The 13,847-nt window shown below is 66.4% G+C and carries 12 protein-coding genes; 11 read left to right on the top strand and 1 reads right to left on the bottom strand.

The window, feature by feature from the left end:
• Nucleotides 1-2 precede the first annotated feature (2 nt).
• The 10 genes from NA5_RS17470 to NA5_RS17425 all read left to right on the top strand — a co-directional run bounded on the left by NA5_RS17470 (nucleotide 3) and on the right by NA5_RS17425 (nucleotide 10,882).
• Nucleotides 3-1,070, top strand: a complete 1,068-nt coding sequence (locus tag NA5_RS17470) for an XdhC family protein (RefSeq protein WP_062987294.1) — start codon at nucleotides 3-5, stop codon at nucleotides 1,068-1,070.
• Nucleotides 1,071-1,257: 187 nt separating this feature from the next.
• Nucleotides 1,258-1,638: an allophanate hydrolase-related protein gene (locus NA5_RS17465; RefSeq protein WP_062987292.1), complete on the top strand. Its 381-nt coding sequence runs from the start codon at nucleotides 1,258-1,260 to the stop codon at nucleotides 1,636-1,638.
• Complete coding sequence (locus NA5_RS17460) at nucleotides 1,635-2,438, top strand: hydroxypyruvate isomerase family protein (RefSeq protein WP_062987290.1); 804 nt, start codon at nucleotides 1,635-1,637, stop codon at nucleotides 2,436-2,438. Before NA5_RS17465 ends, NA5_RS17460 begins: the two co-directional genes overlap by 4 nt.
• A complete protein-coding gene (locus NA5_RS17455; protein WP_062987514.1) occupies nucleotides 2,435-3,361 on the top strand; it encodes an NAD(P)-dependent oxidoreductase in 927 nt (308 codons plus the stop codon). The genes NA5_RS17460 and NA5_RS17455 overlap by 4 nt, the downstream gene beginning before the upstream one ends.
• Before the next feature lie 2 nt (nucleotides 3,362-3,363).
• Nucleotides 3,364-5,139 carry a glyoxylate carboligase gene (gene gcl / locus NA5_RS17450; RefSeq protein ID WP_062987288.1) on the top strand — a complete coding sequence of 592 codons (1,776 nt, stop codon included), beginning with the start codon at nucleotides 3,364-3,366 and terminating at the stop codon, nucleotides 5,137-5,139.
• A gap of 2 nt (nucleotides 5,140-5,141) precedes the next feature.
• The gene (locus NA5_RS17445) at nucleotides 5,142-6,431 is read left to right on the top strand and encodes a glycerate kinase (protein WP_084484212.1); all 1,290 of its coding nucleotides are present in this window, start codon (nucleotides 5,142-5,144) and stop codon (nucleotides 6,429-6,431) included.
• 19 nt (nucleotides 6,432-6,450) lie between these two features.
• A complete protein-coding gene (gene allB, locus NA5_RS17440) occupies nucleotides 6,451-7,830 on the top strand; it encodes an allantoinase AllB (RefSeq protein ID WP_062987286.1) in 1,380 nt (459 codons plus the stop codon).
• Nucleotides 7,827-8,993 carry an allantoicase gene (gene alc / locus NA5_RS17435; protein ID WP_062987284.1) on the top strand — a complete coding sequence of 389 codons (1,167 nt, stop codon included), beginning with the start codon at nucleotides 7,827-7,829 and terminating at the stop codon, nucleotides 8,991-8,993. Before allB ends, alc begins: the two co-directional genes overlap by 4 nt.
• Before the next feature lie 110 nt (nucleotides 8,994-9,103).
• Entirely contained in the window at nucleotides 9,104-10,030 is a 927-nt protein-coding gene (locus NA5_RS17430) for a DMT family transporter (RefSeq protein ID WP_174555240.1), read from the top strand.
• Between the two features lie 249 nt (nucleotides 10,031-10,279).
• Nucleotides 10,280-10,882 carry a TIGR03086 family metal-binding protein gene (locus NA5_RS17425; protein WP_062987282.1) on the top strand — a complete coding sequence of 201 codons (603 nt, stop codon included), beginning with the start codon at nucleotides 10,280-10,282 and terminating at the stop codon, nucleotides 10,880-10,882.
• A 156-nt stretch (nucleotides 10,883-11,038) separates the two neighbouring features.
• On the opposite strand, the gene NA5_RS17420 is transcribed toward NA5_RS17425, so the two are convergent.
• Entirely contained in the window at nucleotides 11,039-12,208 is a 1,170-nt protein-coding gene (locus NA5_RS17420; protein ID WP_062987280.1) for a cytochrome P450, read from the bottom strand.
• Nucleotides 12,209-12,306: 98 nt separating this feature from the next.
• Between NA5_RS17420 and NA5_RS17415 the strand changes: the two genes are divergently transcribed.
• On the top strand, nucleotides 12,307-13,842 hold the full coding sequence (locus tag NA5_RS17415; protein ID WP_062987273.1) for a DHA2 family efflux MFS transporter permease subunit: 1,536 nt from the start codon (nucleotides 12,307-12,309) through the stop codon (nucleotides 13,840-13,842).
• Nucleotides 13,843-13,847 lie beyond the last annotated feature (5 nt).

Below are 13,847 nucleotides of genomic sequence, written 5' to 3'. Positions count from 1 at the left end.
CCATGCGCGACCTCACGGCGGAACTTCGGAAGTGGCATGCGGCGGAAAAGGATTACGCCGTGGCCACCGTCATCGGCGTCACCGGAAGCGCGCCTCGCCCGCCCGGTGCGGCACTGGCGGTCGACGCCGACGGCATTGTCATCGGAAGCATTTCCGGCGGCTGTGTCGAGGGTGCGGTCTACGAACTCTGCCGTGAGGTCCTACGCACCGGACAGCCGGTGCGCGAAATCTTCGGATACAGCGATGATGACGCCTTCGCGGTCGGGCTGACCTGCGGCGGGAAGCTCGAGATCTTCGTCCAGCGGATCACCGCGGTCGAAAGAGTCGCCATCGAGGCGATCCTGCGCACCGACGAGGCGGTGGCACTGGTTCGGGATCTGAGAACCGGTGCGGCGATGGCGATCGGGTCCTGGTGGACCGTCGGCGCCCCGTTCGACGAGGTGGTCATGGCGGATGCCAGGGCAATGCTCGATACCGGCGCGACCGGTGTGCGCGAAATCGGCTGTGGTGCCGGTGCAGTCACCGTATTCATCGAATCCTACGTACCACCGCCGCGCATGATCGTCTTCGGCGCAATAGATTTCGCGGCCGCCGTGACCAGGATCGGCCGCTTCCTCGGATACCACGTCACCGTCTGCGATGCCCGCCCGGTGTTCGCCACGCGTGCGCGTTTTCCGGATGCCGACGAGATAGTCGTGCAGTGGCCGGACCGCTATCTCGCACGCACACAGGTCGATTCGCGCACCGTGCTGTGTGTGCTCACCCATGACGCCAAATTCGACATTCCGCTGCTCGAGGTGGCGCTGCGCCTGCCGGTGGCCTATGTGGGCGCGATGGGTTCCCGTCGCACCCATGAGGACCGCATGGCCGGTCTGCGCGCCGCCGGTGTGACGGAATCCGAACTCGCCCAATTGCATTCGCCGATCGGGCTGGACCTCGGCGCACGGACGGCGGAGGAGACCGCGGTATCCATCGCCGCCGAGATCGTCGCTGTCCGGCGTGGTGGCTCGGCCCAACCGCTGACCACCACCGGCGGACCGATCCACCGGGACCTGCTCCCGGTCTGGTGAGCCGCGCACCCCGCCGTGCATCCGTACACCCGTACGCGGGGCGCGCGGTTTCGACACCGAGTCCGTGGCTGGAGCATCCTACGAAATCGACTTCGGGATATCCGATCGGATTCGGGCTAATCGCCGCTATTCCGACACTGCGGTCGGCCAACATAATTGACGAAATTGCGAACAAAGGATTCACCGAATGCCGTTGATATTTCTGAATGGTTCCGCCATGCGCGGCGAACCGCTGAATCATCTGCTCGACGGCGCGCCTTTCGCCGGTGCAGCGAAAACCGCGCCGCGCTACCGTTTCTATTCGGTCGGCGATCGGTTCCCGGGTCTGGATCCGGTCGCCGACGGCGGCGATTCCATCGCCGGTGAACTCTTCGACATCCCGATGGAAGTGCTGCGTCGGCGGCTGCTGCCTGCCGAACCGCCCGAACTCGAACTCGGCGCGATCGAGCTCGACGACGGCCGCACGGTCCTGTCGATGCTGCTGCGCCGCGCACCCACCTCGTATCCGGAGCTGATCGATATCACCGCGATCGGCAGCTGGAAGAAATACCGTCAAGGAGCTGAATGAGTAATCAGCCCGGGGGCATCGCGTTCCCGAAATTCGATGTCAATTGCTCGATCCTGTTCACCGATCTCCCGCTGCTGGAACGCCCCGCCGCGGCGAAGCAGGCCGGATTCGACGCGGTCGAATTCTGGTGGCCGTTTTCTGATAATCCGACGCCGGGCGATAAGGAGATCGATGCGTTCGTGCGCGCGATCCGTGATGCCGGTGTCGAATTGGTCGGTCTCAACTTCATCGACCTGATCCCGGCGGGTGGCCGTGGTCTGGTCTCGGTGCCGAGTGAGGTCACCCGGTTCCGCGACAATATCGATATCGCCGTCGGCATCGCCGAAGAGACCGGCTGCCGCGCGCTGAATGCCCTCTACGGCAACCGCGTCGAGGGCGAAAGTCCGGAGAAACAGGACGAACTCGCGCTGGAGAACCTGAGCCTTGCCGCACAGGCGGCCGGTGCCATCGGTGCCACCGTCTTGCTGGAGGCGCTCAATTCCTTCGAGTCGCCGGACTATCCGATCGTGAGCGCCGCACACGCCGTGCAGATCATCGAGCAGACCGGTGCGGCCAATGTGCGGTTCCTGTGCGACCTGTACCACCTGGCGCGCATGGGCGAGGGGCTGCACTCGGTGATCCGCATGCACGCGGCGCATCTGGGCCACGTCCAGATCGCCGACAACCCGGGCCGCGGCCGACCCGGCACCGGCGAACTCGATTTCGCCGCGCTCTTCGAAACGCTGGCCGAGAGCGGCTACGACGGGTGGATCGGCCTCGAATACAAAGATCCCGAGCTGGATTGGAAGTGGATGAAATGAATGAAGCATCGCGTAGCGATTCCGTGCGGGGTGGCGGTCGGGCGACGGGTGGGCGCAGGATCGGGTTTATCGGCCTGGGGATCATGGGCGGCCCGATGGCGGGTCACCTCGTCGCCGCCGGGCACGAGGTGACCGGCTACGACATCGGCCCCACCGGACTAGAGAAGCTGAAGGCGGCGGGCGGTGCGGCCGCCTCCGGGGTCGCCGAGGCAGTGCGGGACGCCGACATCGTCATCACCATGCTGCCCCAGGACGAGCACGTCGAGGCGGTCTTCGCCGATGTGCTGGTGCACGCCGCGCCCGGCACGCTGTACATCGACTTCTCCACCATCACGCCCAAGACCGCGCGCTGGACCGCCGAGCGAGGCGCCGAGAAGAACCTGCGGGTGCTCGACGCCCCGGTCTCCGGTGGTGAGCCGGGCGCGATCAATGCCGCGCTGTCGATCATGGTCGGTGGTAGTGAGGCCGACTTCGCCGCCGCCACACCGGTTTTCGAGGCGGTCGGCAAGACATTCGCGTTGGTGGGGCCGAACGGCGCCGGTCAGGTGGTCAAGGCCGCCAACCAGCTCGTCGTCGGCGGCACCTACGCCCTGGTGGCCGAGGCGATCCTGCTGATGGAGAACCTGGGCGCAAACGCCGAGAAGGGCCTCGATGTGCTGGCGGGCGGGCTCGCGGGCAGCAAGATCCTCGAACTCAAGCGTGCGTCCATGCTGAAGCGGGACTTCAAGCCCGGTTTTCGAATCGACCTGCACCACAAGGATATGGGCATCATCCTGCAAGCCGCGCGCGACGCCGAGGTGTCGATCCCGATGGGCGCGCTGACCGCACAGCTGATCGCCGCCGCCCGCGCGATGGGTCACGGGACACTGGACCACTCGGGTCTGCTGAAGGTGGCCGAGGCGCTGTCGGGCCGGGAGAACTGACCATGGCACGCATGCGCACCGTGGACGCCGCGGTTCTGATTCTCGAAAAGGAAGGCGCGACACAGGCATTCGGCTTGCCGGGCGCCGCGATCAATCCCTTCTACAGCGCGATGCGCGCACACGGCGGTATCAAGCATGTGCTGGCCCGCCACGTCGAGGCCGCCTCGCATATGGCCGAGGGATACACCCGGGCGGCGGCGGGCAATATCGGCATCTGCATCGGAACGTCGGGGCCCGCGGGCACCGATATGATCACCGGCCTGTATTCCGCCAGCGCGGATTCGATTCCGATCCTGTGCGTCACCGGTCAAGCACCGGTGGCCAAGCTGCACAAGGAGGACTTCCAGGCCGTCGATATCGCCGCCATCGCCGCACCGGTGAGCAAGTGGGCGGTGACGGTGCTCGAGCCCGCGCAGGTACCGGGGACCTTCCAGAAGGCCTTCCGATTGATGCGGGAGGGTCGGCCGGGTCCGGTCCTGATCGATCTGCCGATCGATGTCCAGCTCGCCGAAATCGAGTTCGACATCGAGACTTACGAGCCGCTGGAGGTACACCGTCCGGCCGCGACGCGGGCGCAGGCGGTCAAGGCGATCGAGATGTTGAATGCGGCGCAGCGGCCGCTGATCGTCGCGGGCGGCGGCATCGTGAATGCCGACGCGGCGGCGCTGCTGGTCGAATTCGCCGAACTCACCGGTGTGCCGGTGGTGCCGACGTTGATGGGCTGGGGCACCATTCCCGATGATCACGCGCTGCACGCGGGCATGGTCGGATTGCAGACCTCGCACCGGTACGGCAACGCCACCCTGCTCGAATCCGATTTCGTGCTCGGTATCGGAAACCGTTGGGCCAACCGGCATACCGGCGGTGTGGACACATACACCAAGGACCGTACCTTCGTACACGTCGATATCGAGCCGACCCAGATCGGTCGGGTATTCGCACCGGACTACGGCATCACCTCCGATGCGGGTGCCGCGCTGCGCGTCTTCGTCGAGGTCGCGCGCGAACTCGACGCGTCCGGACGGCTGCCCGATCGCAGTGTGTGGGCCGAGCAGTGCCGCAACCGGAAACAGGTGGGGCTGCGCAAGACGCACTTCGACGATATGCCGATCAAGCCGCAGCGCGTCTATGAGGAGATGAACAAGGCATTCGGGCCCGAGGTGCGCTATGTCAGCACGATCGGTCTGTCACAGATCCAGGCGGCGCAGCTGCTGCACGTCTACCGGCCGCGGCACTGGATCAATGCGGGACAGGCCGGGCCGCTGGGCTGGACCGTGCCCGCGGCCATCGGTGTCGCGACGGCCGATCCCGACGCCACCGTGGTTGCGCTCTCGGGTGACTACGACTTCCAGTTCCTCATCGAGGAATTGGCCGTCGGCGCGCAGTTCAATATCCCGTACATCCATGTGGTGGTGAACAATTCGTACCTGGGGCTGATCCGGCAGGCGCAGCGCGCGTTCGATATGGACTACTACGTGCAGCTCGCCTTCGACAATATCAACAGCCCGGAGCTCGCGGGCTACGGCGTCGACCATGTCAAGGTCGCGGAAGGCTTGGGTTGCAAGGCGATTCGGGTATTCGACCCGGCATGGATCGGATCGGCCCTCGATGAGGCGAAGAAGCTGGTGACCGAATTCCGGGTGCCGGTGATCGTGGAGGTCATCCTCGAACGGGTGACGAATGTGTCGATGGGACTCGAGATCGACAATATCGTCGAATTCGAGGAACTCGCGCAGTCGGCGGCCGACGTCCCGACCGCGACCGCGCGACTGGACTGAGCATGACTCGAGTCCTGATCGCGTCCGACAAGTTCAAGGGGTCGTTGACCGCCGCGCAGGTCGGTGCCGCTGTCCGCGCCGGTATCCACCGCGTTCGGCCCGGTGCCGAGGTGTCGGTGGTGCCGATCGCGGACGGCGGGGACGGCACCGTCGCCGCCGCATTGGCCGCTGGTTTCGAGGCGGTCCTGGTGACCGCGTCCGGACCCACCGGCGAACCGGTGTGCACGGCGTATGCCCGCCGCGACGATATCGCCGTCGTGGAACTGGCGGACGTATCCGGGCTCGTGCGGCTACCCGGTGCGAAGTTCGCACCGATGACGGCCACCAGCCGTGGCACCGGCGAAGTGATCGCCGCGGCAATCGATGCGGGCTGTCGCCGGGTCGTGCTCGGCATCGGCGGCAGTGCGGGTACCGATGGCGGTGCCGGGCTACTCGCGGCGCTCGGCGCGCGACTGCTCGACGCCGACGGGACCGAAATCGGTGATGGCGGTGCGGCATTGGCGCGACTGCACACGATCGACCTCGAGCCGGTGCGCGATCGGCTGGCCGGTGTGGAGATCACCGTGGCGTGCGATGTCGACAACCCGCTCACCGGTCCGCGCGGTGCGGCCGCCGTCTACGGCCCGCAAAAGGGAGCCGATAGTGATCAAGTGGCGGAGCTGGATTCGGCGCTCACCCATTGGTCGGATTGTGTTGCCGCCGCGACCGGCACCGATCTGCGCGATCGTCCGGGTGCCGGTGCGGCGGGCGGGGTCGGGTTCGCGGCCGTCGGGGTGCTCGGTGCTCGGCTGCGTCCCGGAATCGAATTGGTTCTGGAGCTGGTCGGTTTCGCCGAACGGGTGGACGATGCGGACCTGGTGGTGACGGGGGAGGGCATGCTCGACGAGCAGACTCTGTACGGCAAGGCACCGGCTGGTGTCGCTACCGCCGCGGGGTTCGCGGGCGTGCCGGTGGTAGCTGTTTGTGGCCGGAACACGCTGCCCGCCAAGCGATTGCATGACGCCGGGCTATCCGCCGCATACGCCCTAGCCGAGATCGAACCCGACATCGAGCGCTGCTTCGCGGAGGGTGAACTGCTGCTCGAGCAATTGGGTATGCGGATCGCTGCGGAACATCTGCCGCCGGAGCCACCGCTCACTGCCGGGCACCAGTCGCCGGGGGCTGCGATGGACCAAGAATCTGCGGGCCCGGCCACTCCGGAGCGCTCGGCTGCGGGACTGGCCGATGACATTGTCGTGGCTGCTTCCCGAAGCGGCAGCGGCGCAAGGACATTCGACGGGAGATTTCGATGATTTCCGACGGAGTTGTGTGATGCGGGAGAACTCTGAGATCCAGGCGATCTCACCGGTCCCCGCACACCTGGACCTGGTGATCCGTGCGGAGCGGATTATCGGGACGGCGGGGGAGACCGGCGGCTCGATCGGCGTGCGCGACGGCCGGATCGTGGCGATCGAGCCGCTGGACTCCGGCCTGACCGCGAAAACGGTAGTCGAACTGGCTGCCGATGAGGTGCTGCTGCCGGGTGTCGTGGATGCGCACGTGCATGTCAACGATCCCGGCCGCACCGAATGGGAGGGCTTCCCGAGCGCGACGAAGGCGGCCGCGGCGGGCGGTGTCACCACCATTATCGATATGCCGCTCAACAGCATTCCGCCGACCTGCGATCTCGCGGCACTCGAGGTGAAGCGCAAGACCGCGCAGGATCGGGTGCACGTCGATGTCGGATTCTGGGGCGGCGCGATCCCCGGAAATGTGGCAGCTCTGCGGCAGCTCCAGGACGCCGGTGTATTCGGCTTCAAATGCTTCCTGCTGCACTCCGGCGTCGACGAATTCCCGGCACTGGACGCCGCTCAGCTGGAATCGGCCATGCGGGAGATCCGTTCGTTCGACGGCCTGCTCATCGTGCACGCCGAGGACGCGCACGCGATCGAACACGCGCCGATTCCCCAGGGGGACAAGTACTCCGGCTTCCTGCGTTCGCGCCCGCGTGGTGCGGAGAACTTGGCCGTCGCCCAGGTGATCGAGCTGGCCAGATGGACCGGCTGCCGCGTGCACATTCTGCACGTGTCGAGTTCGGATGTACTGCCGATGATCGCCTCGGCCCGCCGTGACGGCGTCCGGATCACCGCCGAGACCTGCCCGCACTACCTGTCCTTCGCAGCGGAGGAAATCCCAGACGGCGCAACACAATTCAAATGCTGTCCGCCGATCCGCGAGAGCGGCAATCGCGAATTGCTCTGGGAAGGGCTGCGCGATGGCACCATCGATATGGTGGTCTCGGACCACTCGCCATCGACCGCCGACCTGAAGTGCTTCGACACCGGTGACTTCGCCCGTGCCTGGGGCGGCATTTCCTCACTGCAGCTCGGACTTTCGGCCGTCTGGACCGAGGCGCGACTGCGCGGATTCAGCCTGGTGGATATCGCTCGATGGATGAGCCGAGCGCCCGCCGAACACGCGGGCCTGCGCCGCAAGGGCGCCATCGAGGTCGGCTACGACGCGGATTTCTGCGTCTTCGCACCCGGTGACGCCTTCGTCGTCGACGTGCATCGCCTGCACCACAAGAACGCCGTCACACCGTACGCGGCCCGCCCACTCGCGGGCGCGGTCCGCAGTACCTGGTTGCGCGGCAACCGAATCGATATCGATAACGAGCCGCAGGGGCGGCTCCTGGCCCGAGGAGAAGTATGACCGATCAATCCGCCCCCGCCTTCACCCGACTGCCCGATCTCGCCTCCCGCGCGCTCGCGGGCAGCGTGATCTACGCCAATGACGAGTTGTTCGCCGAGCGGGAGAACCTGATCCGGCCCGGCCGTGCGGTGTTCAGCACCGAGGACTTCGGCCACAAGGGCAAGACCTACGACGGCTGGGAAACGCGGCGGCGTCGCGAAACCGGCAATGATTACGCGATTATCCGGCTCGGTGTGCCTGGCCGGGTGCACGGTGTCGTGATCGACACCGCGTGGTTCATCGGCAATTTTCCGCCCTTCGCCTCGGTCGAGGCGACGAGTGTGGAGGGGCAGCCGTCCGCTGCCGAACTCCAGCAGGCCGAATGGGTGACCTTGGTCGCGAAGTCGGATATCGCGGGCAATACCGACAACTTCTTCGAGGTCACCGACGAGCGCCGCTTCACCCATATCCGGCTCTCGATCTACCCGGACGGCGGCGTGGCCCGCTTCCGCGTCCACGGCACACCGCTGCCGGATCCGCGTTTCCTCAGTGGCACAGTCGATCTCGCCGCTCTGGAACACGGCGGCGATGTGGTCGACTGCTCGAATATGTTCTTCTCCGCGCCGACCAATATCCTGCTGCCCGGCCGTTCACGGCAGATGGATGAAGGCTGGGAGGGTGCGCGTCGCCGCGATGCGGGCAATGATCACGTCACCGTGCGGCTGGGTGCGCGCGGCGCGATTCGGCGCGTGGAGATCGACACCTCGAATTATGTCGGCAATGCGCCGGGTTGGGCGGTGCTGCGCGCCGCGGATGCCGAATCCGGTGCGGACCTGGATGATCCGTCGGCGTGGACCGAACTGCTGCCGCGCACTCGACTGCAGCCGGATGCCCGTCACTTCTTCCGGATCGGAGCCGGTGCGCCGGTCACCCACGTCCGGCTCGATGTGTATCCCGACGGCGGCGTGGCCCGGTTGCGGGTCCACGGCGAGATCGATCCGCAGACCCTGATCGGCAACACCGTCGCCTGGCTCGCAGCCCTCCCCGAAGCACACGCGCTCGAGGTACTCACCACAGATGGTGGGCTGTCCCGTGACGAAGCGCGGAAGCTGCTGGCGCAACGCCCCTTTGCGAGCCCCGACGCGGTGTCGTCGACCGTGATCGACGCGCTGCTCGCGTTGTAATCGCTGGTCGGACGGGCAATCCGCGCCGCCACCGGTTGCCCGTCCAACCGGCTTGGTCCGCGTCCGAAAACCGCTGGCGCTTGTCGGCCGGGTGATTTAGGTTCGGGCCCATGGTGCGTGCGGATGGGTCGGTCGAGCGGCAAGCCATTGTCGCCGCCGCCGTGACGGTGGTCCTGTGGGCTTCGGCCTTCGTATTCATTCGCAGCGCGGGACACGACTTTTCGCCGGGCGCGCTGGCACTCGGGCGATTGCTCGCCGCATCGATCACGCTGGTGACGGTGCTGGTCATCCGTCGCGAGGGCCTGCCACCGCGGGCCGCGTGGCCGGGCATCGTGATCTCCGGGGTGCTGTGGTTCGGCGTCTACATGGTGGCGTTGAACTGGGGTGAGCGGAATGTCGATGCCGGGACCGCGGCGATGGTCGTCGGCATCGGTCCAGTGCTGATCGCGGTGCTCGGCGGACTGGTTCTGCGGGAAGGGTTTCCGGCCCGGCTGATGGTCGGGCTGGTCGTGTCGTTCGCCGGAACCATCGTCGTCGGACTGTCGACCTCCGATGGCGGCGGCGCGGCGGTGCTCGGTGTTGTGCTGTGCCTGCTCGCGGCCATCGTCTGGGCCGCATCGACCATCGCGCAGAAACCGGCGCTCGTCAGTGCGTCCGCATTGCAGGTGGTCACCTTCGGCTCGGTCATCGGAACCGTCTCCTGCCTGCCGTTCTCCTGGCAATTGATCACCGAGGCCGCCGATGCACCGCTGTCGTCGACGCTGAGCCTGGTGTACCTCGGCGTCTTCCCCACGGCTCTGGCGTTCACCACCTGGGCCTACGCGCTTGCCCGCACGACGGCCGGAAAGATGGGCGTGACGACCTACGCGGTCCCGGCGCTGGTCGTGCTGATGGCGTGGATTGCACTGGACGAGGTGCCCGGCGCGTTGACCATCCTCGGCGGTGTGCTGTGCCTGGCAGGTGTGGCCATCACTCGGTCCCGGCCGCGCGTCATCGCATCCGTCGATCCGGAAACCGTCGAACCCGCTCCACGCTGAGGAAAAGTGCGTGGCCAGGTGTAGCTGTCACTTGGTCCCGGGGCCGTGCGTGATCGCATCCGTCGATCCGGAAACTGTCGGACCCGCTCCACCGTGAGTGTCGCTGGCCAGTGTCGCCGTCACTCGGTCCCGGCCGCGCCTCACCGCATCTGTCAATCGGGAAGCAGTGCGGGAAATTGGGCGCGGCGTGGTCGACCGAGTTGCGCGTTCCGCGGTGTGTGCGGCGGTCGCGGGGCAGAATCGACAGGCGTGGATACCGCTGACCCCACCGTGGACCTGTTGGACCGCGCATTGACCCAGATGGGCGCGGTCATCGCGGCGATTCGGCCGGAACAGGCGACTCTGGCGACACCCTGTGTCGGCTGGGATGTGCAGGCGCTCGTGCGACATGTCATCGGACAGAGCCTGCGAAATTTCCTGGCTTCGGCGCGTGGCGAGACGGCCGATTGGGCGGCGCCGCCCGCCGAGCTGAGTGCGAACTGGGCGGCTGAGTACCGCGCGGCCGCCGCGCCCGTTCTCGATGTCTGGCACCACGCCGACCTGGAACGCCCGGTTCCGGTACCCGGCGGCGCCGAAGCGCCGCTGCGCAGCCGAGCCGACCAGCAGATCACCGAATTGGCCATGCACACCTGGGATCTCATCCGCGCGACCGACCAGACCATCGACCTCGATCCGGAAGTCGCGGAGTACGGACTGGCCTGGTCACACAAGATGCTGCGCCCGGAGTTCCGCGGCCCGGACAAGGCTTTCGACCTCGAGGTGCCCGTGCCGCCCGACGCTCCCGCATACGATCGGCTCGCGGGCTGGTTCGGCCGGGATCCGTCTTGGAAGTCGCCGGGTTCGCAGAACTGATCCTACGGTCAGGGCACTCGCCTCGGCGGTGCCGACGGCGCCAGCGGGGCACACACGGCGAGACCGTCGACGCCCGCGACGAATACCGCGTTGCGGGTGGGGCCGGGTGCGCGCAGAAAGATCCCGCCGACTGAGAAGCGCCGCTGGCGGGTCGAGCTATCGGGACAACACGATAGCCAAATCGAGCGGTCCACGATGCCGGAATCCGGAGCGCCACTGGATATTTCGCGGATCGCAGGCGAGTGTCGGAGTCCGGTCCAGCAGCAGCGCCCGCAGCACGGCCCCGGCGATGGTCCGAACCAACGCGGTGCCGAGGCAGGCATGACCGCCGTACCCGAGGCCCAACTGCGGATTATTGCCGCGCGCGAGATCGAGTTCGGCCGGATTGTCGAAGATGTCCGGATCGTGGTTGGCCGACGCCAAACAGAGCAGCACGGTGTCACCAGAACGGATTGTGTGCCCTGCGATATCGAGATCGGTGGTAGCGAATCTCGGTCCCGAAACCACCTGCGGCGACAGGTAACGCAACAGCTCGTCCACCGCTGGTCGGGTATCGGTCATGGTTCGTAGCACGCCGAGCTGATCCGGATGTGTGAGCAGCGCCAGCGCCGATCCGGCGATCAGGTCGACGAGCACTTCGTACCAGACGAACAGCAGATAGAAGATCATCGAGGCCAGCTCGTTCGCACTGAGCGAACCGGTCTCGTTACTCCTACGCACCAGCCGTCCGAGCACATTGTCGCCCCGTGCCCCTTCGATCGTCGCGATGACGATGGCGCGCATGGTGGTCAGCGTGTCGCGAGCCCGCGGGGGAGTCGCGCTCCGCAGCAAGGTCGAACGCGCCCAACGCAATAACGCCGCGCGTTCCGGCGCTGCCAACCCGAGCAACTCGCCGAGCACGGTCGCTGGCAGCGCAACGGCGAACCGCTCGATCAGATCGATCGCGACGCCCGTTTCCACGTCCGAAAGACAAGCCGATACCAATTCCGGTGCCGTACGCACCCATTCGGCGAGCCGCCGCGGCGACAATTCGGCGGTGACCGCTCGCCGCAACCGAGCGTGGTCCGCCGGTTCGCTCTCCAGGAAGCCGAGGTCCAACGGCGACGGCACCGCGAACCCGCGATAGTCCGTGTCCCCTGCATAGCGCGGTTGGGTGGACAGCCGATCGTCGAGCAGTCCGGCCCGAACATCGGCGAAGCGGGTTACCAGCCAGGCCGGTGGGCCGTCCGGTGTCCTGACCCGGTGCACCCCACCGTCGGCGCGCAATCGCCGCAGCGTAGGCCATGGATTCGCGGCGAACTCGGCATCGAAGATCTGCAACGTCACGCCGCCATCATCCTGGCCGAGCTATCGGCGGACCCGAGGTGTGGCGAAGGTCGCAGAATTTGCTGGTCATTTGGTCAGTGAGGTGCGAGGCTTAAGCGGTGACACATCCTCCGGATACCACGTCGGTCGCAGCGGATCCCGCGACCGACAAGCTCGATATCGCGGTTTTCAAGGTGGCAGGGGTGGTCGTGCTCGGCGCGATCATGTCGATCCTGGACATCACCGTTGTAACCGTCGCGATCCCCAAATTCCAGAACGAGTTCCACACCACCACCGCGATCGCGGCCTGGTCGATGACCGGTTACACCCTCGCGCTGGCCAGCGTCATCCCGCTGACCGGATGGGCTGCGGACCGGTTCGGCACCAAACGCCTGTACATGCTCGCGCTGACGCTGTTCGTGCTCGGCTCGGTGCTGTGCAGCCAGGCCTGGAGCATGGAGACGCTGATCGCCTTCCGCGTGCTCCAGGGTCTGGGCGGCGGCATGCTGATGCCGCTCGGCATGACGATCATGACCCACGCGGCCGGTCCGCAACGGGTCGGGCGAGTGATGGCGGTACTCGGGGTGCCGATGCTGCTCGGCCCGATCTGCGGTCCGATCCTGGGCGGTTGGCTGATCGACAGTTACGGCTGGAAATGGATCTTCCTGATCAATGCTCCGGTCGGGGTCGTCGCGCTCATCCTGGCCTTCATCGTATTCCCCGCGGATAACCCGGAGCCGTCGGAATCCTTCGACTTCCTCGGCATGCTGTTGGCCTCGCCGGGTCTTGCGCTGTTCCTGTTCGGCGTCTCCTCGATTCCGGGGGAGGGCACGGTCATCGCTCCCAAGGTGCTCATACCGGCCGCCATCGGCCTGGTACTCATCGTGCTTTTCGTCTTGCACGCGCTGCGCACCGAACATCCGCTGATCGATCTGCATTTGTTCCGCAACCGATCGCTGACCTTCGCGGTGCTGACCATGGTGCTGTTCGCGACCGCCTTCTTCGGGGCGGGCCTGCTGCTGCCGACCTATCTGCAGCAGGTGCGCGGCGAAACGGCCATGGCGGCCGGTCTGCTCATGGTGCCGCAGGGTTTGGGCGCGATGTTGACGATGCCGATCGCGGGCCGACTCGTCGACAAGATCGGTCCGGGCAAGATCGTGATGGTCGGTATCTCGCTGATCTCACTCGGCACGGTGTTCTTCGTGCAGCTGAAGTCGGATACGTCGTATCCGTTCATGTTGGGGGCACTGTTCGTAATGGGCCTGGGCATGGGCTGCACCATGATGCCGACCATGACCGCGGCGATCCAGACGCTGACCCACCAGCAGGTCGCGCGCGGTACGACGCTGATGAACATCATCAACCAGTCCGCCGGGTCCATCGGCACCGCGACGATGTCGGTGGTGCTCAGCAGCCTGCTGAACCAGCATCCGTTCGCCAGGCCCGCGATCGCGTCGAATTATGATCCCTCGATCGCGGCACAGCTGCCGCCCGGCGCGGTCGAGACCGGATTGAGCCAGGCCGCGACGGCATTCAGCCACACCTACATCGTGGCGGTGGTGCTCATGGTGCTGACCTTGGTGCCCGCGGCGTTCCTGCCGCGCACCAAGCCGCAGTTGACCGAGGTCGCGGACGCACCGGCGTTGGTGCATTAGCCGCA

The sequence above is a fragment of the Nocardia anaemiae NBRC 100462 genome (assembly GCF_001612725.1).
Lineage (GTDB): Bacteria > Actinomycetota > Actinomycetes > Mycobacteriales > Mycobacteriaceae > Nocardia > Nocardia anaemiae.
The sequence above is the reverse complement of the archived record's forward strand: the minus strand, read 5'-3'. Positions and strand labels throughout refer to the sequence as shown.

Bases quoted from the DNA above. Each gene is read 5' to 3' on its own strand.
- NA5_RS17470 (WP_062987294.1), top strand. From the start codon at position 3: ATGCGCGACCTCACGGCGGAACTTCGGAAGTGGCATGCGGCGGAAAAG.
- NA5_RS17465 (WP_062987292.1), top strand. From the start codon at position 1,258: ATGCCGTTGATATTTCTGAATGGTTCCGCCATGCGCGGCGAACCGCTG.
- NA5_RS17460 (WP_062987290.1), top strand. From the start codon at position 1,635: ATGAGTAATCAGCCCGGGGGCATCGCGTTCCCGAAATTCGATGTCAAT.
- NA5_RS17455 (WP_062987514.1), top strand. From the start codon at position 2,435: ATGAATGAAGCATCGCGTAGCGATTCCGTGCGGGGTGGCGGTCGGGCG.
- gcl (WP_062987288.1), top strand. From the start codon at position 3,364: ATGGCACGCATGCGCACCGTGGACGCCGCGGTTCTGATTCTCGAAAAG.
- NA5_RS17445 (WP_084484212.1), top strand. From the start codon at position 5,142: ATGACTCGAGTCCTGATCGCGTCCGACAAGTTCAAGGGGTCGTTGACC.
- allB (WP_062987286.1), top strand. From the start codon at position 6,451: ATGCGGGAGAACTCTGAGATCCAGGCGATCTCACCGGTCCCCGCACAC.
- alc (WP_062987284.1), top strand. From the start codon at position 7,827: ATGACCGATCAATCCGCCCCCGCCTTCACCCGACTGCCCGATCTCGCC.
- NA5_RS17430 (WP_174555240.1), top strand. From the start codon at position 9,104: ATGGTGCGTGCGGATGGGTCGGTCGAGCGGCAAGCCATTGTCGCCGCC.